We start from the raw sequence: 24,118 nt of genomic DNA on the forward strand, positions 1-24,118 counted from the left end.
TTGAAATTTAACGAAATAGTTAGGAGTTATAAAAAGTCAGTTAATAAAATACCCACACCAAAGCGTTCAATGTGCTGGTTGTAATCAATCAAGCTTTCGCCATAACCATTGTAATATTGCGCGTAACCTCGTAACCGACCCCACGCAGGGAATGACCAATCAAGCTGTACAGCACCTTTGTTTTCTGACTTTAAGTTGTTGCGTAACATTACGGTAAACTCATGTTCTTCGTAGCGATAAATCGTTGCAAACTCAAAGTGTCCCATGTAGTCATCAATATCTGGGTTGTCATCACCAGTTGGGTCATCTTCGTTGCGTCTTTCTTCTTCAGGGATGCGGTACCAGGGTCTAAAGCTAAAGACAAAGCCGTCTTGCTCCCAAAACAGGTTTGCATAAATTCGATTCCATGAACGTGAAAGGGGAATGTTGCGACCATTTGATTGGTGTTCAAAACCAAGCACTATACCCATTTCGTCACCCCATAAACGATTTTCATCGTCCAGTAAGTTCATCCAAAATACTTCAGGTTGATAGTTGGTCTCACGAAATGGTGATGAAATATCATTATTATAGAGTTGCCAATACGACTGCATGGTAAAACCAAAATAAAATGCTTGGTCGATATCAGACTTAACTTGGTATAGCGGCACTTTTAACGAAAGTTGAAACTTAGCCTCTAATTCATCTAAAGGCGCACCTTTGAGGTTAGGGTCGTTTTCTGCAGGCGTGTTCTTGGGGCGATCCATGTAAGTCACCGGTAGAATATAGTTGCGATTATGTGGCGTAATTACATTGGGGTTATTAGTGGTAACTTTTTCTCGGATAACGCGTTTATCAATTGCCGACATGTCATCCATATCTGTTATTTTCAAACACTTTTTCTTAACTTCAGCAAGCGTTTGCGAATCATCACCCGCAGCAAGTTCGTTAAGAATACATTGCTTGGCGAGTTCTTTTTCGGAAGTGTCTTCGTTTGCAAATGCAAGCGAGCTGGCCAGTGAGAGTATTAAGCTAGAAGCTAAAAGGCGCATTAATTATATCCCTAAAATGAGTGAGCTTTTATTATAACCATTTTAGAAACATAAAAAAGGCGGCATATTTGCCGCCTTGTGCCCCAAAGGGGACTTCTCACGCAACTGTTACAATTCAAAGTAGTTTGTAAAAAATTTATAAAGCTCAGTGCCTTGATTTACGCTGGCTGAAGCAAAGTGCAAAATTGCTATGCCATCTTGCTCTAGGGCAATTTCATTTAGTGGCTGCTCAGACAAATAGCGCTCCATACGTAAAATTTTGGCAATGGTATCGCCAGCTTTTATATGACTGCCTAACTCTGCGGTGTATTCAACCATGCCACCCATAGGGGCGTAGAACGCTAGATAATCATTTAAGTAACATGCATAGCGCGTAATTGGTTGTGGCTTAAACTGTGAGTCAAGCAACGCTTCTTTATAGGTTAAATAACTTAAGATGCTATTTGCATCGTTTTCAGCTTCGCTAAGATCAATTTTTTCTTGTGAACCAAGCTCAACGGTAAAGGCTTCAACCAACACAGGGATATCTCGTCCAGCAGCTTGATACGTTTCACTTAATTGCCACCATGGGCAAAAATTGGCTTCGTCCATCGCGCCGTCAAATTCATTTGGAATTAATAAAACATGTTCAATATCGAAATAGCGCGCGCTGTTTTTAGCATAATTTGGGCAATATAAATGCTTAGCTGAAATTGGTCCGGTATGTAAATCGAGCACTATATCAGCTTGGTGTGCCAATTTTTGTAAGTTAAGAGCAATACGTTTCCCTGTATTTAGCGCATAACTCGGGCCATCTAAAATAGCACTCGTAGTATCGATTAAGCGTTGTTGAAATTCACGTTTAATGGTTTCAATATCGGCGTCGATAAACTCAGCTACAAAGTCATTTACAAGATGTGAGTGATCTTGATACATACGGTTCCAATTAGTACCCGTGATCGGATCAAAACGACCCAAAGTGAACTCCCCCGACTTTTGATTACAACCAATTGGGTTCGCATAAGGCACTAAGGTAATGTTTGATGCCAACGTCTCGTGCTTCAGTTTTTCAAGTAACTGATATATCACCGCGTTGCCTTGTACTTCTGCGCCATGCATATTCGCTTGAATATACACATTTGGTCCTGAGCCGTTTCCTTCAAGACGATAAACAGGAATTGTCAGTGGTAAGCCATTGGCAATCTCACCCACTTGAATATTTTCTTGTGTTATTTGGTTCATGGCTACCTCAGGTAATAATCGGCAGTTTCTGGCTGTCTTACACAGCTTATTTGGCCTTGTTTTAAGGTGTATTCGGCTGGCAGTTCGTGGCACAGAAAATACGGCATACTTTCAGTAAAACCATATGCTCCGCACTGAGCAAAGATCAGCCAGTCCGTTTCATTTATATCTGACGCTAACGAAAACTCACCAAGGCTATCCAGTGCTGTACAAAGTGGCCCATGTACTAAAAATGATTTAGTCGCTTCGCTTGATTGGCGAAGTAATTCGGCTGGAAATGCTTGATTAGTCACCGCAGGGCGTAAAATATGATTTATGCCGCCAGCGACAATGAGTTGATTAGCGCCATAATTTTGTTTTTGCTCAATAACTGGATTTGCGTAAAAGCCAATTTCGCCTACGGCGTAACGGCCGAGCTCCATCCACAGCTCTTCACAGCCAACAGACTGTTTGATGTTATCGAGCGCATCTAATAATTGCGGCCATACTAAGTGTTCATCATTTGCTGTGTAAGGAATACCTAAGCCACCGCCTAAATCTAAAATGCGTAGTTTAAATCCAAGCTGTGCACTTAAATTTTGTAGTGGTGCAATCATGGCTCGCCATAGTTCAGCAAGTTTGTCACTGCTGAGCATATTACCCCACTGGAAAATATGTAACCCAGCAAAGTCGAGCGCTGGAAAGTCCGTAATATTTAATGTAGCCCAATCCTCAATGCCGAGACCAAAAGGGGTGAGGCTATCACCGCCAAGAGGGTTTTTCTCACTGTCTGGCCAGCGCAGTTGCACCCGCAATAAAATTTGCAGTGTTATGTTATGTTCGCTAGCAGCTTGGTTTAGCCAAGCCACTTGATTATGACTTTCAGCAACAAAGGTGCGAACACCTTTGCTGAGAAAGTGTTGGATCTGCTTTTTCGATTTAGCAGGTCCAGTGTTGAGCACACGTTTTGCGTCTATGCCTTGATCTAATACCTGATTTAGCTCGCCACTGCTGGCTACATCAAAGTCAAAACCGCATTTATCTAACGTTTTAATAATCTCTGATAGCGGATTGGCTTTAACGGCATACCATAGCTTCACCACATTTTGAGATGTTATCGTGGTTAAATGCGCTTCTAGTTTATCGAGATCATAAACATAAAAGGGAGTATCGTTTTGCTGGCATAGTTCAGCCAGCACATGACGCTGTTGTGTGCTCAAGAAGCTCATTAACGTAAAGCCTCTTCAAGTTCTAGTGACGCATCGCTTTGCTCATCACGATATTTAACGATAAGGGCACATGACATGCTTAAGCCTTGCTCACGACCCCATTCACTTGATGAAGGGCGTGAGCCAGGAATAACAATCGCATTTTCTGGAATTGGTTCGCCTTTTTCTAATACGCGCTCATTTACACAGTCATAAACAGGAATAGTTGCAGAAAGACGCACGCCTGGTGCAAGTACCGCACCTTTTTTAACGACCACACCTTCAACGATGACACAACCTGCGCCGATAAATGCATCATCTTCAATTACTACAGGGCTTGCGCCAACAGGCTCCAATACACCGCCAATTTGCACTGCAGCACTTAAATGTACGTTTTTACCAATTTGAGCACATGAGCCTACTAATGCATGGCTATCAACCATAGTGCCGGTGTCGATGTAGGCACCAATATTCACATAGGCTGGTGGCATAATTACTGTGCCGCTTGCAACATAGGCACCTGGGCGAACACTCGTACCGCCTGGCACCATACGTACACCTTCTTGTGCAGAAAAACCGCGTACAGCAAGGTTATCTTTATCTACAAATCCACCTGGAAATTCAGTATTAGTACCATTTTTGAAAACATCTAAAATGCCTTTTTTAACTTCAACGTTCGCGTGCCAGTTACCATTTTCATCTTGGTTTGCCGCGCGTAAGGTGCCGTTTTCTAGGTTTTTTAATAGTTCTTGCCAGTTCATAGTACTTCTCTCTTAATTCCAGGATAAAATTGTTTGATTAGCAGCGAGAATTGCTGCAGGTGATTCCAGCTCATGATGGGTAAGCGGTGGACGTAAATTTGGGGTGTTGAGCTTGCCTTGTTGGTGCATTAGCACTTTTACCGGCACAGGGTTAGCTACTTCAAATAAGCTATTTACCGCGTCGCTCCAAGTAGTAAACAGGTTTGGTGTGCCTAAAAGCGATCTGCGAACAAACTCTGCGGTTTGTTTAGGCCATGCGTTAGCTGCAACCGATACTAAACCTTTTGCGCCAGCTTGGGCAAAATATGGCATTAAGGCATCATCGCCACTGTAAATAGCTACATTAGGATTGCTGCTTCTAAATACTTCAAATTTACTAATGTCACCACTGGCTTCTTTTAAAGCCCATAAGTTGGTGTGATGACTTAGTGCTGATAACAGTTCAGGAGCAAGTGCTACGGCGCTGCGTCCTGGTACGTTATACAACATGCAAGGAAGTTCTGTGGCACTGAGTAATGCATCAAACCACTGAATTTGGCCTTTAATGCCAGGTTTAGCGTAAAGTGGTGAACCTAGTAATAGTGCGTCAATCGGTTGTTGGTTACAGAATTCTAACCACTCAAGTTGTTGCGGTAAGTTGACCCCGCCTACCGCAACCATCAAAGGTACCGTCGGTGATAAGTCACAGACAAAACGCACGATTCGCTGCTGCTCTGCGATGGTTAATGCTAAACCTTCACCTGTGCTGCCGAGTAATAAAATGCCATTGTCGGCATCTTGTTGATCTGCTACTAATTGCGCAAGATTGTCATAGTCAACTTCACCTGTCTCAGTGAAGGGGGTGACTAATGCAGTCCAAAGTGGGTACTGCGTTAAATTAAATTGTGATTTCATCTCTAGCGAACTTAATATGTGTTCGAAGAAGGGATAAGAGAAAGGCTCAGTCCAGCTTCGAACAACTAAAAATTCGAAGAGCAATGGACTTAAAAAATAGATAAGGCGAATGGCCTTATTTTTCTAAGACCAGAAGCTCTCCACCAAACATATTTACTTAATACAAGTAATTGGTGACAGTCGCCGGGATTCAGCCCAAGCGCCCGAGATAAGTTATCAGCAAAAAAGCTTATCTCTCGGCGTTAATTCCCCTCATTCAGTGTCTTTGGAGTTTGCTCCCCTCAACTGAACTACCTGAATAACGCACCTCTTCCAGCCCTAAGCTAGCCGCTATTTTAAATAGCCACTAACGTAAAATAGGGTGATTGAGCGGCAATTGAAACATTTTGGACGTCTAAATGTCAATAAAATTTATTTTAGAGCACTGCAATCGCATGATGTTTAATGATATAACTAGCGGCTATTGCCCTTGAAATTAAGTAAAAATCTTTAGTTGTGAGAAAGTTAGTATTTCTGTTGTGCGTTTTTATAAGCTTGCCATGCGATGCATCGGTGAAAAAAGCCTATGAGGAATCATTTGCGTCGTCGGTTGTGTTAAGTGACTCTGACGTAGTGCGCTTTGGCTTTGGTAATTTTGACCCGGTTAATATTTTAGAGCAACTCGGAGATGATGCAGGCGATAAAAGTGTTGATTTAAGAACTCAGCTACAAGTATTTGCACTGCCTTATACCTACACGTTAGACGAAGATTCACGCATAAACACGCACTTTTCTTATATTTCACAATCGCAAGAAATATTGCTGGATGATGTGACCATTCCCGACGATAGCCATGATCAAATCTTCACCGCTTATGCCGATTATGAAACAGCGCTGTATCGTTACGATAATTGGTTGTTAGAAGGCTCAATTGGTGCGCATGTGATGCATTACGACAATATTCATGACTACAACAGCCCTGAAAGTCGTGCCGCTAAAGCAGAAGTGGAAGGTATTTATTTTAATACAACTGCAAACTCAGTTTTAACTGATATGGGGTTAACTCTCAGTCGCAGAAAAGCCAGTCGTTGGGGGCATTGGCTCGTTAAGTCGAGTTATAACCACTTCTTTGGTAAAGGGTTTGGTGGTGATGATGCAACACGTGATTCAACCCCATCAGGTTGGTATTTTGCGAATAGCGTTAGGGCAACCATAAAGCTCGACCAAAAGTTAAAACATACCGAGTCAATCTACCTTAAATTTCAACGTGTTGATTTGGGTGGGGACGCACGTAGCGCCTTTAGCACAGGCCATTATTACGAGTACGGTGGCGGTTTATTAATTGACACTCGGCCGTGGACATCTTGGTTTGATAATATCGGTATTGGCTTGCATTACAACGAGGGTAGTGTACTTAGTGGCGGCAGTATTGTAATCTACTTCAACGAAGAGTAACTCCAACTCACTGTAATCGTTATTATTCTAGTGGGCTAGAAGCCATGTTGACTAGGCCTAAATTTATCGATGCAGCGTAACACTATGAGACAAATTCCGTCTTATTAGCACTTCATCTATACAGCACGATATTTGAATATAGACGCAAAGAGTTGGTTAACGCCATAAATATAAAAGGACTTAGATAATGATTCTATTACCGCTTATAACGCTGTCTGCAAGTGCCTTGAGTGCAGCTGATACATCTGATTTAGCAAACAAAACCGAACAACTTCACATAAATACCATTGTCAATGCTGAGGCAATTAAACGTGAGCCGCCTAAATATCCAATCAATGCTGCGCGTAACGGCAAAGAAGGTTGGGTACAACTAAGTTTTGTAGTCGAACCAGATGGTTCAACATCTAATATTATTGTTGAAGATTCCTCTAATGAGGCATTTGAAAAGTATGCACTGCGTTCAATCAAAAAGTGGAAATATTCACCAGCCACTAAAGATGGTAAGCCAATTCAGCAATGTCGAAATCAAGTACAATTGGACTTTAAATTAAGCAATGCCCCCAAAGGTGCTTCAAAGTGGTTCTTTAGGCAATATCGCTCGGCAATGGTTTTTTTAGAGGAAAATAAAGTCGCCGAGGCCGAAGAAATAGCGAAGAAGATCGAAGAAAAAGGTCGTTGGAATGCCTATGAAGATATGTATTATTCAATTCTTACCTCGCTTATTGCCGAAAAAAATACCAATCCAAAGGCAGAGCTCGCGGCAATTCAAAAAGTGTTGTCTTATGACGACTTACAAAAGGAAGCGCAATACAGTTCGCTTGCTGCACGTGCATTTAGTTTAGCGGTAGAACTACAGGAGTATGGTGATGCGCGTTCGATTTTTGCAACACTTAAAAGGCATTACCCTGAAAATGAAAAGTTAGCGATGCTTTCGCCTTACTACAATCAAGTAACTGCGTATTTAAAAAGTGACAAACCAATTATTATTAATGCACAAATAAGTAAGCGTGATTTTTGGAGCTATCAACTCGAACGCAGTGCTTTTATCATTGATAATGTGGTTGGTAATTTAACTAATCTTGAAGTGCGTTGTGATAATCATCATTCACAATTTTTAGTTGAATCAGGCAATAAATGGCAAATTCCTGAGTCTTGGGGAAGTTGTTCTGTGTATGTTTTTGGCGATACCAATGCCCAGTTTACATTGGCCGATGTTCACGGTGAACAAAAAATCTAAATAATAAAAAAGGCGCTTAGCGCGCCTTTTTTATTACTTGCTGCATATTTTATTTACGCACTTTAATATCACCTACACCTACTTCGGCTTCAATGCTGTGCTCGCCTGCGCCAGAGTAACGTGTTTCAGAGCTAACAATATTACGTGTGCTTTCTAAGTCGCCACTAAAGCCTTTGATGCTAGTATCGCCTACACCCGTTGATAGTTCGATGCGCTTAAAGTCATCAAGTACTGTGTCGACACGAATTGAACCAACACCTACTTCTGCTTCAAGTGAGTTTTCAAGCTTTTCTACATCAATGCTGCCAACACCAATCTCAATGTCGATCGCTGCATGCTTTGGTACTTTTACAACCCATTCTTGACTTAAGTTTTCTTCGTCAATTTCAAGTGAAATGCGGTTATCACGAACGCGTTTACTTAGTTCTACATTTGATACATCACGGTTTTTTGAAAACCAACCTTCGTCTTTGCCTTCAATTTCAATTTCAATGCTCAGCTCGTTGCTATCTACTGTGATAATTTCGATGCTGCCCACAGGGAAATCAATTTCAAGATTTTGGCCTTGGTTTAATGTAAGAGTTTCAGTGATACGTTTTTCATCGCCAGCATACAGATTGGTTGAGATACTTGCGGCGATTAATGTCATTGCTAACGCTAATTTTTTCATGATGATTATTCCTTTTGATGACTGCGCTTAATCAGTTTTAACTGTTTGTTATTTAGTTAGACGCAGGCATCAATTAAAAAGGTTTAAAAAATTATTTATTTTTTTTCGAGAGTTTAAATCCTTCCTTTTCAAGAAGCTTTAGTAGACCTTGTGGACCGTATAAATGAAGTGCGCCAACAGCAATAAAATGTGGGTGTTTGGTAAGGGAAGCCTTTAACTGATCTACCCAGTTGTTATTGCGATCAGTAAGCAGTACTTTTTCGGTTAGCGCGCTGTAGCTGTCACCTGTAAAGGTCTCGCGGTAGTAGCTTTCAAGTGCGCTATCGTTGCCTCGTTTCCAGTTACCAATCAGACGATTAAAGTACTTATCCATATCAGCCAGTTCTTTTAAACCGTCTTCAATCATTTTGTTGTTATGTTTGCTAAACCCTTTAAACATGCTCATTTGTTGCTCTAGCGTTTCTAGTTGCATAATTGGAATTTGCAAACGTTGCGCGACATTCATTACTTGCTTGTCGATACCAAAGGAATCTTGATAACCTGCTTTTTGGTATTCCATTAGGGTGATCTGTAGCATTACAGCAAAGGGCTGCATCTGCTGAAAAAGCTCCATACCAAGGCCTAACTTCGCCATATAACTGCTTAGCGCTTTGTAATTCTTAGCGGATAGCTCTGACTGTAATGTTTTACCTGCAGGGAGCAGCATATAGTTCATCATTACTTGCTGTTGTTCAATTGGATTCACCTTTGATAGATCAACCTCAACAACCAGTTTATCGGTTTTTTCAATCGCGCTTTTTACGTAGCTAGGTAATCCCGCCATTTGTTGATCACCCAAGTGCACAGTGCCAAGCAAATAAGATGTCACGCCATTTTTTTCAATTTTCCAAAGACTTGGGTTGATATTGCTGTTTGCAAATACTGGTTGAGCTAAACCAAGTAATAAAATGGGTAGTAGCAGTATTCGCGTAATTAAGAAAAGTCGCATTGCAGATCCTTGCGTTAATAATTAATTTTGCGTATCAGTGTACTTGATAGTGCAATATTAGTCTTTGCCTAATTATTAACAAAAAAGTTATAAGACTTTTAAAAATAAAGCGATATTCAAATAAGCTTTAGTCTTAGCATACATAATCTTTAAAATTGTATAAAATGGATTTTTTATTCTTTTTATGTGTTTTTTTATGCTTATCTTGGTTTTAAGTTAATTCTATTGATTTAAAAATGCATAGATTTCTTGATTGACTTTTTTACTCATAAACGATATTAATAAAAAAGAAGCCAAGCAGACGAACGCTTGGCTATTTTTGTAAAGAATTTATGGTTGCTTAAACACATGTTTAAAACAGTAAACGTACTAGTCCTAATTATTAACGTGGTGATTATTATTACCGCGGGGGCTTCGTAGTGCTGTAGCATAAGTTAAGCATTGAGAGAGCCCCCGAACTGAAAAGTCCGGGGGCTTTTTTTTGGCAGTAAAAAAATGAGCAAGTAGTAAACATCACAGGGTAGAGAAAATGACAGGTGCAGAGTTAACAATCGATTTATTAGCCAAACATGGCGTGAAAGAGGTATTTGGTTACCCTGGTGGTGCGATTATGCCAATTTACGATGCGCTGTATGGCTCGCCTGTTACCCACTACCTAACCCGTCATGAACAAGGCGCTGGTTTTGCCGCTGTTGGTTACGCAAGAAGCACAGGCGAACTGGGTGTTTGTTTTGCAACTTCAGGCCCTGGCGCGACAAACCTTATCACTGCACTTGCCGATGCCATGATGGATTCTGTACCACTGCTTGCAATTACCGGCCAAGTACCTACCGCAGCGATTGGCTCAGATGCCTTTCAAGAAGTCGATGTGTTAGGTATGTCACTGAGCTGTACTAAACACAGCTACATGGTAGAACGAGCTGAAGATTTAGCTGAGGTTTTACAAGAAGCGATGCATTTAGCGCAGTCAGGCCGACCAGGCCCCGTGCTTGTTGATATTCCGAAAGATATCCAAATGGGCGCTGTTAACTATCACCCTTGGCTTGCGGCAGACGACTACAAACCTGAATTGAGCCAATCGGAACTAACCAAAGCTAATGAACTACTAAGCCAAGCGAAAAAACCACTGGCGTATGTGGGTGGCGGTGTACAAATGGCAGATGCACAAGATGAGCTTATGCAATTCTTAAAAGCGACTAATATGCCTGCTGTCAGCACATTAAAAGCGCTAGGTTCAGTGACGCCTGATTATGCCTATAACCTCGGAATGCTGGGCATGCACGGCGGTCAAGCGGCTAACTTAGCAGTGCAAGAATGCGATTTGCTAGTGTGTATTGGTGCTCGTTTTGACGACCGTGTAACAGGTAACCTTGCTAAATTTGCCAGTAAAGCTAAGGTTATTCATTTAGATGTTGATGCTGCTGAGGTAGGTAAGCGTAAACCAGTTAATGCCTCACTGGTCGCTGATCTAAAAGATTCATTACCGCATTTAGCGATACACAAAAGTAATCCAGAATGGTTGGCGCATATTAGTCACATGCAACAGCAGTATGCATGGCGCTATGACTATCCTGGTGAAAAAGTATATGCCCCTTATTTATTAAACCGTTTAAGCCGTTTAATGCCAAATAATGGCGTGGTGTGCTGCGATGTTGGTCAGCATCAAATGTGGGTTGCGCAACACATGACGTTTTCACATCCAAGTAATCATTTAAGCAGCGGCGGTGCAGGCACTATGGGCTTTGGTTTACCCGCCGCAATCGGTGCGCAAATAGCTCGTCCTAACGATTTTGTATTAACCGTTTCTGGCGATGGTTCAATCATGATGAACATTCAGGAGCTGGCCACAATTCGTCGTAACAACTTACCCGTTAAACTACTTATTTTAGATAACCAGCGTTTAGGTATGGTTAGACAGTGGCAGCAACTTTTCTTTGATGGTCGCTACAGTGAAACAAATCTTTCAGATAATCCTGACTTTGTACAATTAGCCGCTGTTTTTGGTATTCCGGGTGAAACCATTACCCATGCAAATCAGGTAGATGCTGCGATAGATAAATTAGTGGCGAGTGAAGGCCCATATATTCTTCACGCGTGTATAGATGATAAAGAGAATGTTTGGCCATTAGTCCCGCCAGGCGCCGCGAACGACCAAATGCTAACTGAGGTGGCAAAATGAAGCACAACTTATCAATCGAAGTGAAACAACAAAGTATCGCATTAGAGCGGTTTTTACGTGTAACACGCCACCGCGGTTTTAATTTAACCTCAATGAACATTGAGACTAGCGAAGAAAAGTATATTGTAAATATGATGGTAGACAGTGATCGACCTATTTATTTATTAACACAACAATTAAAAAAGTTAGTTGAAGTAAACCAAGTTGAAATACTTGAACAACAATCGATAGCAGCAACTAGCTAATTATTATTTTTTAAGGTTTTACAGAATGTCAGATTTAATTTGGTTCAACGGCAAAATTATCCCACAAGAACAAGCAACTACTCACGTACTTAGCCATGCGCTGCACTATGGTAGCTCAGTATTTGAAGGTGTGCGTGCATACGAAACGCCAAATGGTCCAGCTATTTTCCGTTTGCAAGACCACACCAAGCGTTTATTTGATTCAGCAAAAATTTACCGTATGCAAATCCCTTACACAGCTGATGAAATTAATGAAGCGTGTAAAGCAGCGGTACATGAAAACGGTTTAAAAAATGCGTATCTACGTCCGTTTGCGTTTTTAGGCAATGTGGGATTAGGCGTGAATCCTAAATCTCATAAAGCAGACGTTGCCGTTGCTGCAATGGAATGGGGGACGTATTTAGGTGATGGCGCATTAGAAGCGGGCGTTGATGCGTGTGTTTCATCGTGGAACCGTTTAGCACCGAATACCATGCCAACAGCAGCAAAAGCTGGTGGTAACTATTTGTCATCGCAGCTAATTTCAGGTGAAGCAAAACGTAATGGTTACGTTGAAGGTATCGCACTTGATGTAAATGGCTATCTTAGTGAAGGTGCTGGCGAAAACCTATTTATTGTTAAAAACGGCGTAATTTATACGCCACCAACAACCGCCGCAATTCTGCCAGGTTTAACACGCGATACCATGATGTATCTTGCGAAAAAAGCGGGCTTTGAAGTACGTGAAGAATCAATCTCGCGTGAAGCGCTTTACCTTGCAGATGAGTTCTTTATGACAGGCACAGCAGCAGAAGTAACACCAGTGCGTAGCGTAGACCAAATTGAAATTGGTACAGGTAAGCGCGGTGAAATCACCGAGCAATTACAGCAGGCGTATTTTGATTTAGTGAAAGGCCAAACAGAAGATGAAAATGGCTGGTTAACACTAATCAACGAATAATAGAAAAACACGACATATTTATTGGGAATGAGGAATGGGGCTGAGCCCTAAAATGAGGTAAACCATGGCAAAATTAAGAAGTGCAACAACAACTGAAGGTCGTAAACGTGCTGGTGCTCGTGCATTGTGGCGTGCAACAGGGATGACAGATAAAGACTTTGGTAAACCCATTGTTGCTGTGGTGAACTCATATACCCAGTTTGTACCGGGTCATGTTCACTTAAATCAACTAAGTGAAATGATGGCAGAAACCATTCGTGATGCAGGCGGTGTTCCGCGCGAATTTAATACTATTGCGATTGATGATGGTATCGCTATGGGTCATGGCGGTATGCTGTATTCATTGCCTTCACGTGACCTAATTGCAGACTCTGTTGAATACATGGTGAATGCTCACTGTGCTGATGCTATGGTGTGTATTTCGAACTGCGACAAAATCACCCCAGGAATGTTGTTAGCTGCACTTCGTTTAAATATTCCGGTGATTTTTGTATCGGGTGGTCCAATGGAAGCGGGTAAAACGCGCCTTGCTGAAATTGATATCAAGCTGGATTTAGTTGATGCCATGGTAAAAGGTGCTGATCCATCGGTAAGTGATGAAGATTCCGATCAAGTTGAGCGTAGTGCTTGCCCAACTTGTGGTTCGTGCTCAGGTATGTTTACCGCTAACTCAATGAACTGTTTATTAGAAGCGCTTGGTTTAGCGCTGCCTGGTAACGGTACAACATTAGCAACACACAAAGATCGTAAACAACTCTATGTGGAAGCAGGTCGCCGTATTGTCGATTTATGTCGCAGTTATTATCGCGATGAAGACGATTCAGTATTACCGCGTAATATTGCCGATCGCAGTGCGTTTATGAATGCTATGACACTCGATATTGCAATGGGTGGTTCATCAAATACCGTGTTACATATCATCGGCGCAGCGCAAGAAGCGGGCGTTGATTTTGATATGACCCATATTGATCAGCTGTCACGTCAAACACCTTTCTTATGTAAAGTAGCACCAGCAACACCTGAATATCATATTGAAGATGTGCACCGCGCTGGTGGCATCATGGGTATTCTTAACGAGCTTGGTAAAGCAGGCAAGTTAGAACTAAATGCAGGCCATGTGGCTGGTGGCACCTTAGGCGAATTAATTGAAAAGTGGGATGCAACCAATTCTGACAATAGCGCTGCGCAAAAATTCTATAAAGCGGGCCCTGCAGGTATTCGCACCACTAAAGCAATGAGCCAAGAAACGCGTTGGCCTGAACTTGACTTAGACCGTGAAAATGGTTGTATTCGCAGTGTTGAACATGCGTTTAGTCAAGATGGTGGTTTAGCGGTACTTTACGGCAACCTTGCGCCAGACGGTTGTATCGTTAAAACTGCCGGTGTTGCAGAAGGCATGTTGGTATTTAAGGGCACAGCGAAAGTATTCGAATCCCAAGATGACGCAGTTGACGGCATCTTAGGTGGTCAAATCGAAAAAGGGGATGTGGTTATCATCCGCTACGAAGGGCCAAAAGGCGGCCCTGGTATGCAAGAAATGTTGTATCCAACAAGTTACCTAAAATCAATGGGATTAGATAAAGATTGTGCCCTATTAACGGATGGTCGTTTCTCGGGTGGTACCTCGGGTTTATCAATTGGTCACGCATCGCCTGAAGCCGCTAGCCAAGGGGCAATTGCGTTGGTTGAAAACGGCGATGAAATCGTCATTGATATCACCAAGCGTAGCATTGATATGATTGTTAGCGACGAAGAACTTGCCGCGCGTCATGAAAAGCAATTAGCCCGTGGTAAAGATGCTTATAAGCCAGTGGACCGCGTACGTAGCGTAACGCCAGCATTAAAAGCCTATGCATTACTCGCAACCAGCGCTGATAAAGGCGCGGTACGCGACCTTAAAAAGTTAGAGGAGCTCAGTTAATGGTCTCCCAAGAGCTCGATTATTTTCGCGCTATTATCCAAGCCAATATGGAGCCCTTGGCAAAAGTAACGGAGGTCAGCCCTGTTACCAGCCTTGAACAAAAACTTGGCAATCATATTTGGCTAAAGCGTGAAGATCAGCAGCCGGTATATTCGTTTAAATTACGCGGTGCGTACAACAAATTAAAGCAGTTACCAAAAGGCTCTCAAGTAGTTACCGCATCGGCAGGTAACCATGCACAAGGTGTTGCGCTTAGCGCCAGTCACCTTGGTCATACAGCACGTATTGTAATGCCTGTGACTACACCGGAAATCAAAGTAAATGCGGTGCGCAATCTGGGTGGCGAAGTTATTTTACATGGCCATCACTTTGATGCTGCGAATGCTTATGCACTGGAAATTGCAGAAAAAGAAGGGGCGGTGTTTGTGCCACCGTTTGATGATAAAGATGTGATCATCGGGCAAGGTACCATTGCGCGCGAACTGATGCAGCAGTTGCCATTGCTTGATGCGGTATTTATTCCGGTTGGTGGCGGTGGTTTATTGGCGGGTATGTCAATTTACTTAAAATCACTGCGACCTGACATTAAAGTAATTGGTGTTGAAGCGGAAGATAGCGCCTGTTTAAAAGCTGCAATGGAAGCTGGTGAACCCGTGGAGCTTGAGCGCGTAGGCAGTTTTGCTGATGGTGTTGCAGTTAAAATAATTGGTAAAGAAACCTTTCGCTTAGCACAAAAATACTGTGATGAAGTCATTACCGTTTCGAGTGATGAAATTTGCGCCGCGATGCAGGACATTTTTGTCTCAACCCGCGCTGTCGCTGAACCATCTGGCGGTTTATCACTCGCAGGGCTTAAAAAGTGGGTAGCACAAACGGGTTCAAAAGGTAAAAACCTTGCGGCAATTTTATCAGGTGCAAACCTTAATTTTGATAGATTACGTTATGTGGCAGAGCGTACTGCGCTAGGTGAGCATAACGAAGCACTTTTAGCGGTAACTATTAAAGAAGAGAAAGGCAGTTTTAAAAGTTTCTGTAAGGCACTAAATGGTCGCTCAATTACGGAATTTAATTACCGTTACACAGGTCCAGGCGATGCTGAAATTTTTGTTGGTGTTGGCTTGCGTAATGGTGAAGCAGAACTGGTGAGCTTAAAACAAGAGTTGACTGAAAAAGGCTATGCTTTTGTTGATATGACCAATAACGAGCTTGCTAAATTGCATGTGCGTTATATGGTTGGCGGTAAACCGGGTGAGCAGCTATCAGAGCGCTTGTTCCGTTTTGAGTTTCCTGAATACCCAGGAGCGCTTGAGCGTTTTCTTGATACCTTAGGTGCAAATTGGAACATCAGCTTGTTTCACTATCGCAATCATGGTGCCGCAACCGGAAATGTATTGGCTGCATTTGAAGTGCCTGAACAAGATAACGCTGCCTTTAGTGAGCACTTACAACGTTTAGCTTATGCTTATCAAGAAGAAACAAACAATCCGTGCTATTTGCAGTTTTTGTCGAGTAAAGCACAAAAGCTCGCGCAGGTAGCAAATAGCTAACGTAAACAACTTACCTAAATGCCCCAATTATTGGGGTATTTTCTATTCTGAACATCACAGCAAGATTTGCTATCATAGCGCTATTCAAATTTAGCTTGTGTTGAAGATGTCTCACACCGCACTTTTTACCGCAATCGATACGCTATTAACTAAAACACAAGCCTATTGGCAATGTGTTGCGTTTGCATCGCGCGAAATACCTTGGCCGCATTTAACGGAAATCCTGCTGGCGTTATCTGACGATGATGTTGAAAAACTTGAAAGCAATCAAGTTGAGTTGCAGCGTTACTTGGCAAATCTTATTCCTGAATTAGCTAATGTTGAAAGCTTATTGCAATTGCCAAGCGCAAATAAGCAAACAGCTGAATTTCCGTTTTGGCTTACAAACGGCATAAAAGGCAGCAAAATTGCGCAATTAGAAAGTTTTGTGATGCAAACCGCAGAGCAAAACTTACCCCTGCTGGAGTGGTGTGCAGGAAAAGGGCATTTAGGTCGGTTATATCATTTTGCCCACAAAGTGCCGGTACAGAGCGTAGAAATACAGCCTCAACTGGTGGCGCAGGGGCAGCAGTTGGCACAGCAATTTGGTTTAGATATTAAACTGGCTGAATTGGATGTTTTATCTGAACGTGCGGCAGATTATTTACAGCAAGAACAACATGCAGTGGCACTTCATGCCTGTGGTGGGCTGCATCAAGCACTGATTAAACATGGTGTCGCCAAAGGCACTAAATTAATGAGTATTTCACCGTGTTGTTATCACTTATTTCAGCAATCTGAACAGTATGTTGCAATGAGTGAGATTGCCAAGCAATCTCAGGTTACCTTTACTGCCAGTGATTTAAAGCTTGCACTGCAAGAGACGGTTACCTCAGGTAAACGTATTTCACGTTTACGTGAAACTGAAACCGTATGGCGTTTAGCATTTGATTGTTTGCTTGATGATGTACTTGAAAAAGATAGCTACCTTCCGGTGCCGTCCGCCAAAAAAGCGTTGTTCACCGGTGAATTTAGCGATTTTTGTACGTGGGCTGCCAAGCAAAAAAATATCACTTTACCAGCACAAATAGATTACGCAGCTTATTTAGCGCAAGGCAAATTACGGCGTCAGATTACGCAGCGCATTGAGTTAGTGCGCCATGGCTTTAGGCGTTTGATTGAGCTTTGGTTAGTGCTAGATCGCGTTTTATATTTGGAGCAATTTGGCTACCGCGTTACACTCAGTGAGTTTTGTGAAAAGCAAATCACACCAAGGAATATTCTAATTCAGGCAAAAGCCTAAACACTATCAGGAACGCAAACACTGATGAATAAATTAGCGCATCTTTTTGTCAAGAATCGCTCGTGGGCAAAAGAAACAACGGATCGGGATCCTGAGTTTTTTAAGATTCTTTCAATGCAACAAAACCCCGAATATTTATGGATCGGCTGTGCCGACTCCCGTGTACCCGCTAATGAGATAGTTGGTTTATTACCAGGCGAATTGTTTGTTCATAGAAATGTGGCAAATATGGTAGTACATACCGACCATAACTGCTTGTCTGTACTACAATATGCAGTAGAGGTGTTAAAAGTTAAGCACATTATGGTGGTTGGCCACTATGGCTGTGGTGGCGTAAAAGCAGCTCTTGACGGCATTCGACTTGGTTTAATCGATAATTGGCTGCGTCATGTTGTCGATGCGCGCGATAAGTATGAGACTCAACTTAGTAGTTCTGTTAGTGTGCAGCAAAAGTTTGATCGCTTATGTGAGATAAACGTCATTGAGCAAGTGAAGAATGTGTGCCAAACAAATATTGTGATGGATGCGTGGGAAAGAGGGCAAGCATTAGAAGTCCATGGCTGGATATATGGGTTGGCCGATGGCCATATTAGAGATTTAGAAACCAGCATTAATGGGGCGAACGATGTGGCAAAAATTTATAACAATGCCGTTCAAGGTGTGTTTAGTCGTTAGTGCGTATTTTGCCTTAACAGCTAATAATGCCTATGCCGAACAAGTTGTACCACAAACGACAGAGCAAAAAATAACACTGCGTTTTGCAGTACCGCATTTTCCACCGTACATTTATTTAAATGAAAATAAAAAGCTTGCAGGGCAAGGTATTGTGCGAGTAACGCAAGTACTTAATAACTTGGAAGTAAACTACGAATTTGAACTTGTTGCAAATTACGGTGTGGCGCTGCGTGAAATGCGAAGTGGCAATGTTGATGGTTTTTTCTTAGCGACGCGAAACCGTTTTCGCGACCGTATTGCAAAAATTAGCGATGCGGTACTCATTAACAATTGGAGCTGGTTTTATAAATCATCTAATGTAATTGATGTGAAACACAGTGGATTTCGCGAACAAGCAAAAATCGGCACTATTTTAAACACCAATACGCAGGTGTGGCTACAAGATAATAATTATCCTATAGCAACTCTTAGTAATGATGTAGATACGCTAGTTGAAATGCTGTTGGCTGACCGACTAGATGCGGTGTTTTTATCGGAGAGTGTATTTGTTCATGCGTTATCAAAACGCTCGCAAAGCCTTGATAATATAGCAAGTATTACTGAAGCAAGCAAAAATTTCTCTGTTTACTTTTCAAATAACTTTTTAGTAGAGCATCGCTGGTTTTTAGACGCATTCAACAGCGAGTTAGCAAAATTAAAAGCACAGGAAAAAGAAGCGCTTTAGCTTCTTTTTTATTCTGCGTCTTTATCGGCAAGCTTTGCTTCTAGTTCGTTCACACGTTGCTCTAAAATCGCCAACTTCTCACGTGTTCTTAATAATACTTGGCTTTGTACTTCAAAATCTTCACGGCTAACAAAATCCATTTCACTTAATTTATTTTGAATAGCTTGTTTCGTTTTGCCTTCCAATGTATCTGCTAAGTTTTTAACACCTTGTGGCATGTTTTCAGTAATTTGCTTGGCAATTTCTTCAAGTTTAGCTGGGTTAATCATAGTCAAATTCTAGTAATAAAAACTGTGTTTAGTTTAACCCATCAGGGCGTGCAGGCAAAGACAATCCTTGCGCCTGACATAGCTGCATTTTAAAATCCCTTTCTTTGTTGTATTAATGCAAGCGATTTTAATGAAACTCAATCCTAAACAAGATGAAGCGGTTAAATATATCAGTGGTCCGTGCCTAGTGCTGGCAGGCGCTGGCTCAGGTAAAACCCGTGTAATCACAAATAAAATTGCCTACTTAGTGCAAAAGTGCGAATACAAGGCACGCAATATTGCGGCGGTAACCTTTACCAATAAAGCAGCTAAAGAAATGCGTGAGCGTGTGGCACAAACACTGGGTAAGCAAGAAGCGAAAGGGTTATGGGTTTCTACGTTTCACACGCTTGGCTTGGAAATTGTTAAAAAAGAGCTAGATGCACTGGGATATAAACCAGGTTTTTCATTATTTGACGACCAAGATAGCAACAAACTCTTGGCTGATTTAACAGAACCCGAATTAAAAGGCGATAAAGACTTACTTAACCTGTTAAAAATGCAGATTTCTAATTGGAAAAATGACCTGATTTTGCCACAGCAGGCCATTGCAGAAGCCAGAGAGCAACAAAAAGTACAATTTGCTCAGCTTTATGCACGTTTTCAAAATCAATTACGCGCCTATAACGCGCTCGATTTTGATGATTTAATTATGATCCCAACTTTGCTGCTAAGCGCTAAGCCTGAGGTGCGTAAACGCTGGCAAAATCGCTTTCGCTATTTGTTGGTGGATGAATATCAAGATACTAACACCAGCCAATACCAATTAGTTAAACTGTTAGTGGGTGAGCGAGCGCGCTTTACCGTGGTAGGCGATGATGATCAAAGTATCTATTCTTGGCGCGGGGCAAAACCACAAAATCTAGTGCTGTTGAGTAAAGACTTTCCCGGATTACGTTTAATTAAACTTGAGCAAAATTATCGTAGTGCGGGGCGTATTCTTAAATCTGCCAACATTCTGATTGCTAATAACCCGCACGTGTTTGATAAAAAGTTATTTAGTGAATTAGCTTATGGCGAACAGATTAAAGTTATTGCGACAAAAGATGAAGAGCATGAAGCTGAGAGAGTGGTTGCTGAGATTATTTCGCATAAGTTTATGAAGCGCACCAGCTATAAAGATTACGCAATTTTGTATCGTGGTAATCACCAAGCAAGGGTATTTGAAAAAGCCTTAATGGGAAGCCATATTCCGTACAAAATTAGCGGCGGTATGTCGTTTTTTTCACGTGCAGAAATTAAAGACATTATGGCGTATTTAAGGTTGTTGGTGAATCAAGATGACGATAACGCCTTTTTACGTATCGTAAATACGCCACGCCGTGAAATTGGTCCTATCACACTTGAGAAATTAGGATCGCTGGCGAATGAAAAGCACATTAGTTTGTTTGCTGCGTGTTTTGAACCTGAATTATCATCGCGCTTAGCTGGGCGTGGTTATAATGCGTTAATGGGTTTTGCCCGTTGGGTGGTTGAGCTTTCAGACCGTGCAACTCGCGGAGATACTCTTGAAGCTGTAAAAGACATGGTACGCGAGATTAATTACGAAGATTATTTGTATGAGACCTCAACTAGCGCTAAAGCTGCTGAAATGCGTATGAAAAACGTGTCGGAGCTGTATCGTTGGATCACCGATATGTTGGTTGGCAGTAGCGATAACCTGCCGCTGACTTTACCTGAAGTAGTGATGAAGCTAACTCTGCGCGACATGCTTGAACGCAATGAAGAAGAAGACGAGTCAGATGCAGTACAATTACTGACATTACACGCATCGAAAGGCTTGGAATACCCTTATGTGTTTATGGTGGGAATGGAAGAGGGATTGTTGCCACACCAAACCAGTATTGATGAAGATAACGTTGAAGAAGAAAGGCGTTTAGCTTACGTAGGCATTACTCGTGCGCAGCAAGAGTTGATCTTAACCTATGCAAAAGAGCGCAGAATGTTTGGTGAAACGGCAACGCCAGAGTTAAGTCGTTTTGTTGCTGAAATGCCACAAGATGATCTTGCTTACGAGATGCGAAAACAACCGCAAAACCAACAACAACGTATGGAAAAAGGCCAAGCGCGAGTTGCTAACTTACGCGCCATGTTAAAGAAATAACGTTTACTTTTTATTGGTTTTACTGAGCAGTGATTGGCTTTTATCGAACTGCGATAGCTGCTCAGAGCCTTGCGTCAGTGGGCTTAAAAATAAGTTGATACCAAGTATTTTGAGCGCCGACTGAAAATTCACTATGGCAGGTCCGGTTGCGATAATTTCACACTTACTGTCTTTTGTTAGTGCAAGTAAGGCTGCAAGCTGTTGCTGTGCTATTTTCTCGGTGACTAACTTTCGACAAAAGTTAAGTTCTAACTGCATAAAATCAAATTCCACACAGGTTAGCTTTGCAAGATCGATTTGCTGACGAGCAACGTCAATAACACCTATCTTAAATCCTAATTTTTTGAGTTTTGCTAGATTATCAACTTGGGTCGTCGACATTTCAGCAAGGTTACTGTCGTTAATTAACCAGCAAATATTATTTGCTGACTTACTTAGTTCTTTGTAAAAACGATCAAATTCACGTGCCAAAATACTGGTATGCAGTTGCAAAAACACCGTACCATTTTGCACAACATGAGGGAGAATTTGATTTAGTAAGTAATCACAGTAATCAATTGCTGCATGTTGTTCTTGTAATAAATGAGCAAGGGCTATTGTTGCACCTGACTCCAGTGTTAGCTGTGGATTGTAAAAAGTAGCGACACTGTGATCTTTATGCAGATCAATCACATTCGATTTGGCAAAACTCAGTTGCCCAGCGTTAATTTCTGTCGGGCAAATCAGGCTACTTCTTGGCTCTAGATGTTCAGCGCTGAGCTCAATGGTACCTTTACCTGATTTCTTCGCTTGGTACATAGCACTGTCTGCGTCACGAATAATTTGATCTGTGCTGGTATAGGCTTTATTGCTGTATGCAATACCAATGCTTGCCCCGCTTTTAACGCATAACTCATTAATACAAAAAGGCTTGTTCATTAATTTGATAATGCGCTTAGCGATAAGCTCAGCTTCGTCTTTGTGCTGTAAATGAGTTAATAAAATAACAAATTCATCACCACCAAAACGAGCCAGTAAATCATGTTCACGAATGCAGGTAGAAAATTCGTTAGCGGTCGATTTTAAAAATTTATCGCCAGCATGATGACCGAGAGTATCATTGATATCTTTAAAATTATCGAGGTCAATAAACATCACAGCAAAGCCGTGCGATTTATCCCGCTTATGGCGTTGCAGGGTTTTGTCTAATTGAGAAATAAACAAACTTCGGTTTGCTAAGCCTGTTAAATTATCATGGTGGGCATCGTGAAATAACTGACGCTCAATTTTCTTACGCTCTTCAATTTGCAATTGCAAATGAATATTGGCTTGCTGTAATTCAGCGGTTTTTTCTTTTACTCGTTGCTCTAATTGATTATCTGCCAAGTGTTTTACGATTACATTGGAAATTTGCTCTGAGACAAATGAGATAAGCTCAATATCAGATTGTTTGTAGCTGTATTCGTGATTAAACGCCTGACAAGCTAATACTCCAATTACTTGTTGACGGTGATAAAGCGGCACGCCAATCCAAGAAGTTGGTAAAGGAGAGTTATTAAATTTAGCGGGCAGCTCAACATGACCTTTTGCTACCTCATTTAATATACGGTTTTGGTCAAACAATTCCGTTTTACCTGAACGAATAACAAATTCAGTTAACCCCTTAGAGAAGGTACGAGGTTGATAATCAACAGACATTTCATCTACAGCGTAAGGACAGCTGATCATATTTTCGCTGTGATCATAAAGCGCGATAAACAGGTTTTTAGCGAACACTTCTTCGTTAACAATATTGTGAACTCGCTCAAAGAAGTCTTGGTTATTAAGGCTTTTTGTCGCTAGCTTAGAAATCGCATACAAAATATTTTGTTTGCGAATAGTATCTTGGTTTCGAGCAATTTCGCGGCTTAACTGCTCTGTGCGCTCAGCAACTTGTTGCGCCATATACTGGCGCTTTTTAACCCTTTCAACCGCGGTACTAAAATAGAATGCGACGGTTTCAAATAGTGCTATTTGGCTATCATCAAACGGCTGATTTACATTATAGCTTTGTGTTGCCATAACGCCGATCACGCGACCATCGTGATGGATTGGCACACCTAACCAGTATTCACAGGGCGTGCCCATAACACGGCATACACCTTTAATTTCGCAATCGGCAATTTGTTCTTTATTAAATAGTTTGGTTTTACCGGTTTTAAATACGAGGCCAGTAAGCGAATTATCGAGCATGCCAGTTTGTTGCGCTTGAATGGGTAAATGAATGCCATCAATCTCGTCGACAAAATAAGTAAGTTCGAGTTCGCCAATATCAGGGTTGAATAACACCACATAAAAGTTTCTACATGGCAGGCTGCTTTCTAAAATTTGCTGAATAGCGGGGTAGAGCAAGGTAAGTTCTGATACTTTACTTGCTTGTTCGGATAGTTGTAATAACGCAGTTTGTGTTTGTAAAGAGGTTTGATATTTCTTTACTAAACTTTTTAAGCGCTTTATTTTTCTTTGCTGTGAGCCGTTATCGGCATGAGCATCTTCCATTGCTATTTCTTATTATTAGGTAGAATTTATAGCAGTGTGAACCCAATCGAACCACACAGTTAATCACTGCTTATTTTTTAACCTTATTTTTCCATTTTTCGTTTTAAATAGCAATCTTGTCGATGAAATTGCTATAAAGGATAAGTTTTTGATAAAATTGAGTTTTTAAATAAATCGAATATTCTTTTTTATTCTAACTTGTGTTTCCTTAGTTATATAAATGTTTACCAATAAAAAAGCCGCTTAGTTAAGC

At 41.5% G+C, this 24,118-nt stretch carries 20 protein-coding genes and 1 riboswitch; of the genes, 11 read left to right on the forward strand and 9 right to left on the reverse strand.

The window, feature by feature from the left end; translation table 11 throughout:
• Positions 1-26: 26 nt before the first annotated feature.
• The 5 genes from L1068_RS06790 to dapA all read right to left on the reverse strand — a co-directional run bounded on the left by L1068_RS06790 (position 27) and on the right by dapA (position 5,094).
• On the reverse strand, positions 27-1,031 hold the full coding sequence (locus L1068_RS06790) for a phospholipase A (protein WP_237129608.1): 1,005 nt from the start codon (positions 1,029-1,031) through the stop codon (positions 27-29).
• 108 nt (positions 1,032-1,139) lie between these two features.
• Positions 1,140-2,252: a succinylglutamate desuccinylase/aspartoacylase family protein gene (locus L1068_RS06795; RefSeq protein WP_237129609.1), complete on the reverse strand. Its 1,113-nt coding sequence runs from the start codon at positions 2,250-2,252 to the stop codon at positions 1,140-1,142.
• A gap of 2 nt (positions 2,253-2,254) precedes the next feature.
• Positions 2,255-3,460, reverse strand: a complete 1,206-nt coding sequence (locus tag L1068_RS06800) for a PLP-dependent decarboxylase (RefSeq protein WP_237129610.1) — start codon at positions 3,458-3,460, stop codon at positions 2,255-2,257.
• A complete protein-coding gene (locus tag L1068_RS06805; RefSeq protein ID WP_010561625.1) occupies positions 3,460-4,200 on the reverse strand; it encodes a 2,3,4,5-tetrahydropyridine-2,6-dicarboxylate N-succinyltransferase in 741 nt (246 codons plus the stop codon). Before L1068_RS06805 ends, L1068_RS06800 begins: the two co-directional genes overlap by 1 nt.
• Positions 4,201-4,212: 12 nt before the next feature.
• Positions 4,213-5,094 carry a 4-hydroxy-tetrahydrodipicolinate synthase gene (dapA, locus tag L1068_RS06810; RefSeq protein ID WP_237129611.1) on the reverse strand — a complete coding sequence of 294 codons (882 nt, stop codon included), beginning with the start codon at positions 5,092-5,094 and terminating at the stop codon, positions 4,213-4,215.
• Positions 5,095-5,219: 125 nt separating this feature from the next.
• Positions 5,220-5,414: riboswitch (Lysine riboswitch) on the reverse strand.
• A 175-nt stretch (positions 5,415-5,589) separates the two neighbouring features.
• Here dapA and L1068_RS06815 point away from each other — a divergent pair.
• Together L1068_RS06815 and L1068_RS06820 are read left to right on the forward strand one after the other, a co-directional pair.
• Positions 5,590-6,528: a Solitary outer membrane autotransporter beta-barrel domain gene (locus L1068_RS06815; RefSeq protein ID WP_343221879.1), complete on the forward strand. Its 939-nt coding sequence runs from the start codon at positions 5,590-5,592 to the stop codon at positions 6,526-6,528.
• A 187-nt stretch (positions 6,529-6,715) separates the two neighbouring features.
• Positions 6,716-7,765, forward strand: coding sequence for an energy transducer TonB (locus tag L1068_RS06820; protein ID WP_237129612.1), 1,050 nt, complete (start codon positions 6,716-6,718; stop codon positions 7,763-7,765).
• Between the two features lie 49 nt (positions 7,766-7,814).
• On the opposite strand, the gene L1068_RS06825 is transcribed toward L1068_RS06820, so the two are convergent.
• Positions 7,815-8,435: a hypothetical protein gene (locus L1068_RS06825; RefSeq protein WP_100914240.1), complete on the reverse strand. Its 621-nt coding sequence runs from the start codon at positions 8,433-8,435 to the stop codon at positions 7,815-7,817.
• Positions 8,436-8,526: 91 nt separating this feature from the next.
• Complete coding sequence (locus L1068_RS06830) at positions 8,527-9,423, reverse strand: TraB/GumN family protein (RefSeq protein ID WP_237129613.1); 897 nt, start codon at positions 9,421-9,423, stop codon at positions 8,527-8,529.
• 529 nt (positions 9,424-9,952) lie between these two features.
• Between L1068_RS06830 and ilvG the strand changes: the two genes are divergently transcribed.
• The 8 genes from ilvG (at position 9,953) to L1068_RS06870 (ending at position 18,936) form a co-directional block, all read left to right on the forward strand.
• A complete protein-coding gene (gene ilvG, locus L1068_RS06835; RefSeq protein ID WP_237129614.1) occupies positions 9,953-11,602 on the forward strand; it encodes an acetolactate synthase 2 catalytic subunit in 1,650 nt (549 codons plus the stop codon).
• Complete coding sequence (ilvM, locus tag L1068_RS06840) at positions 11,599-11,847, forward strand: acetolactate synthase 2 small subunit (protein WP_010561632.1); 249 nt, start codon at positions 11,599-11,601, stop codon at positions 11,845-11,847. Before ilvG ends, ilvM begins: the two co-directional genes overlap by 4 nt.
• Before the next feature lie 25 nt (positions 11,848-11,872).
• A complete protein-coding gene (locus L1068_RS06845) occupies positions 11,873-12,787 on the forward strand; it encodes a branched-chain amino acid transaminase (RefSeq protein ID WP_237129615.1) in 915 nt (304 codons plus the stop codon).
• A 64-nt stretch (positions 12,788-12,851) separates the two neighbouring features.
• Positions 12,852-14,708 (forward strand): dihydroxy-acid dehydratase, encoded by a 1,857-nt coding sequence (gene ilvD / locus L1068_RS06850; protein ID WP_237129616.1) that lies wholly within the window; start codon positions 12,852-12,854, stop codon positions 14,706-14,708.
• Positions 14,708-16,255, forward strand: a complete 1,548-nt coding sequence (gene ilvA / locus L1068_RS06855; RefSeq protein WP_237129617.1) for a threonine ammonia-lyase, biosynthetic — start codon at positions 14,708-14,710, stop codon at positions 16,253-16,255. The genes ilvD and ilvA overlap by 1 nt, the downstream gene beginning before the upstream one ends.
• Positions 16,256-16,361: 106 nt before the next feature.
• On the forward strand, positions 16,362-17,537 hold the full coding sequence (locus L1068_RS06860) for a methyltransferase (protein ID WP_237129618.1): 1,176 nt from the start codon (positions 16,362-16,364) through the stop codon (positions 17,535-17,537).
• 24 nt (positions 17,538-17,561) lie between these two features.
• Positions 17,562-18,212 (forward strand): carbonate dehydratase, encoded by a 651-nt coding sequence (can, locus tag L1068_RS06865; protein ID WP_237129619.1) that lies wholly within the window; start codon positions 17,562-17,564, stop codon positions 18,210-18,212.
• Entirely contained in the window at positions 18,163-18,936 is a 774-nt protein-coding gene (locus L1068_RS06870) for a transporter substrate-binding domain-containing protein (protein ID WP_237129620.1), read from the forward strand. Before can ends, L1068_RS06870 begins: the two co-directional genes overlap by 50 nt.
• A gap of 8 nt (positions 18,937-18,944) precedes the next feature.
• Here L1068_RS06870 and L1068_RS06875 read toward each other — a convergent pair whose 3' ends face one another.
• A complete protein-coding gene (locus L1068_RS06875) occupies positions 18,945-19,205 on the reverse strand; it encodes an accessory factor UbiK family protein (RefSeq protein ID WP_010561639.1) in 261 nt (86 codons plus the stop codon).
• Between the two features lie 130 nt (positions 19,206-19,335).
• Here L1068_RS06875 and rep point away from each other — a divergent pair, with 130 nt between their 5' ends.
• Positions 19,336-21,348: a DNA helicase Rep gene (gene rep / locus L1068_RS06880; protein ID WP_237129621.1), complete on the forward strand. Its 2,013-nt coding sequence runs from the start codon at positions 19,336-19,338 to the stop codon at positions 21,346-21,348.
• A 3-nt stretch (positions 21,349-21,351) separates the two neighbouring features.
• Here the strand turns inward: rep and L1068_RS06885 are convergent, their stop codons facing one another.
• Complete coding sequence (locus L1068_RS06885; RefSeq protein WP_237129622.1) at positions 21,352-23,865, reverse strand: diguanylate cyclase; 2,514 nt, start codon at positions 23,863-23,865, stop codon at positions 21,352-21,354.
• Positions 23,866-24,118 lie beyond the last annotated feature (253 nt).

This window comes from Pseudoalteromonas sp. MMG024 (genome assembly GCF_021654175.1).
Lineage (GTDB): Bacteria > Pseudomonadota > Gammaproteobacteria > Enterobacterales > Alteromonadaceae > Pseudoalteromonas.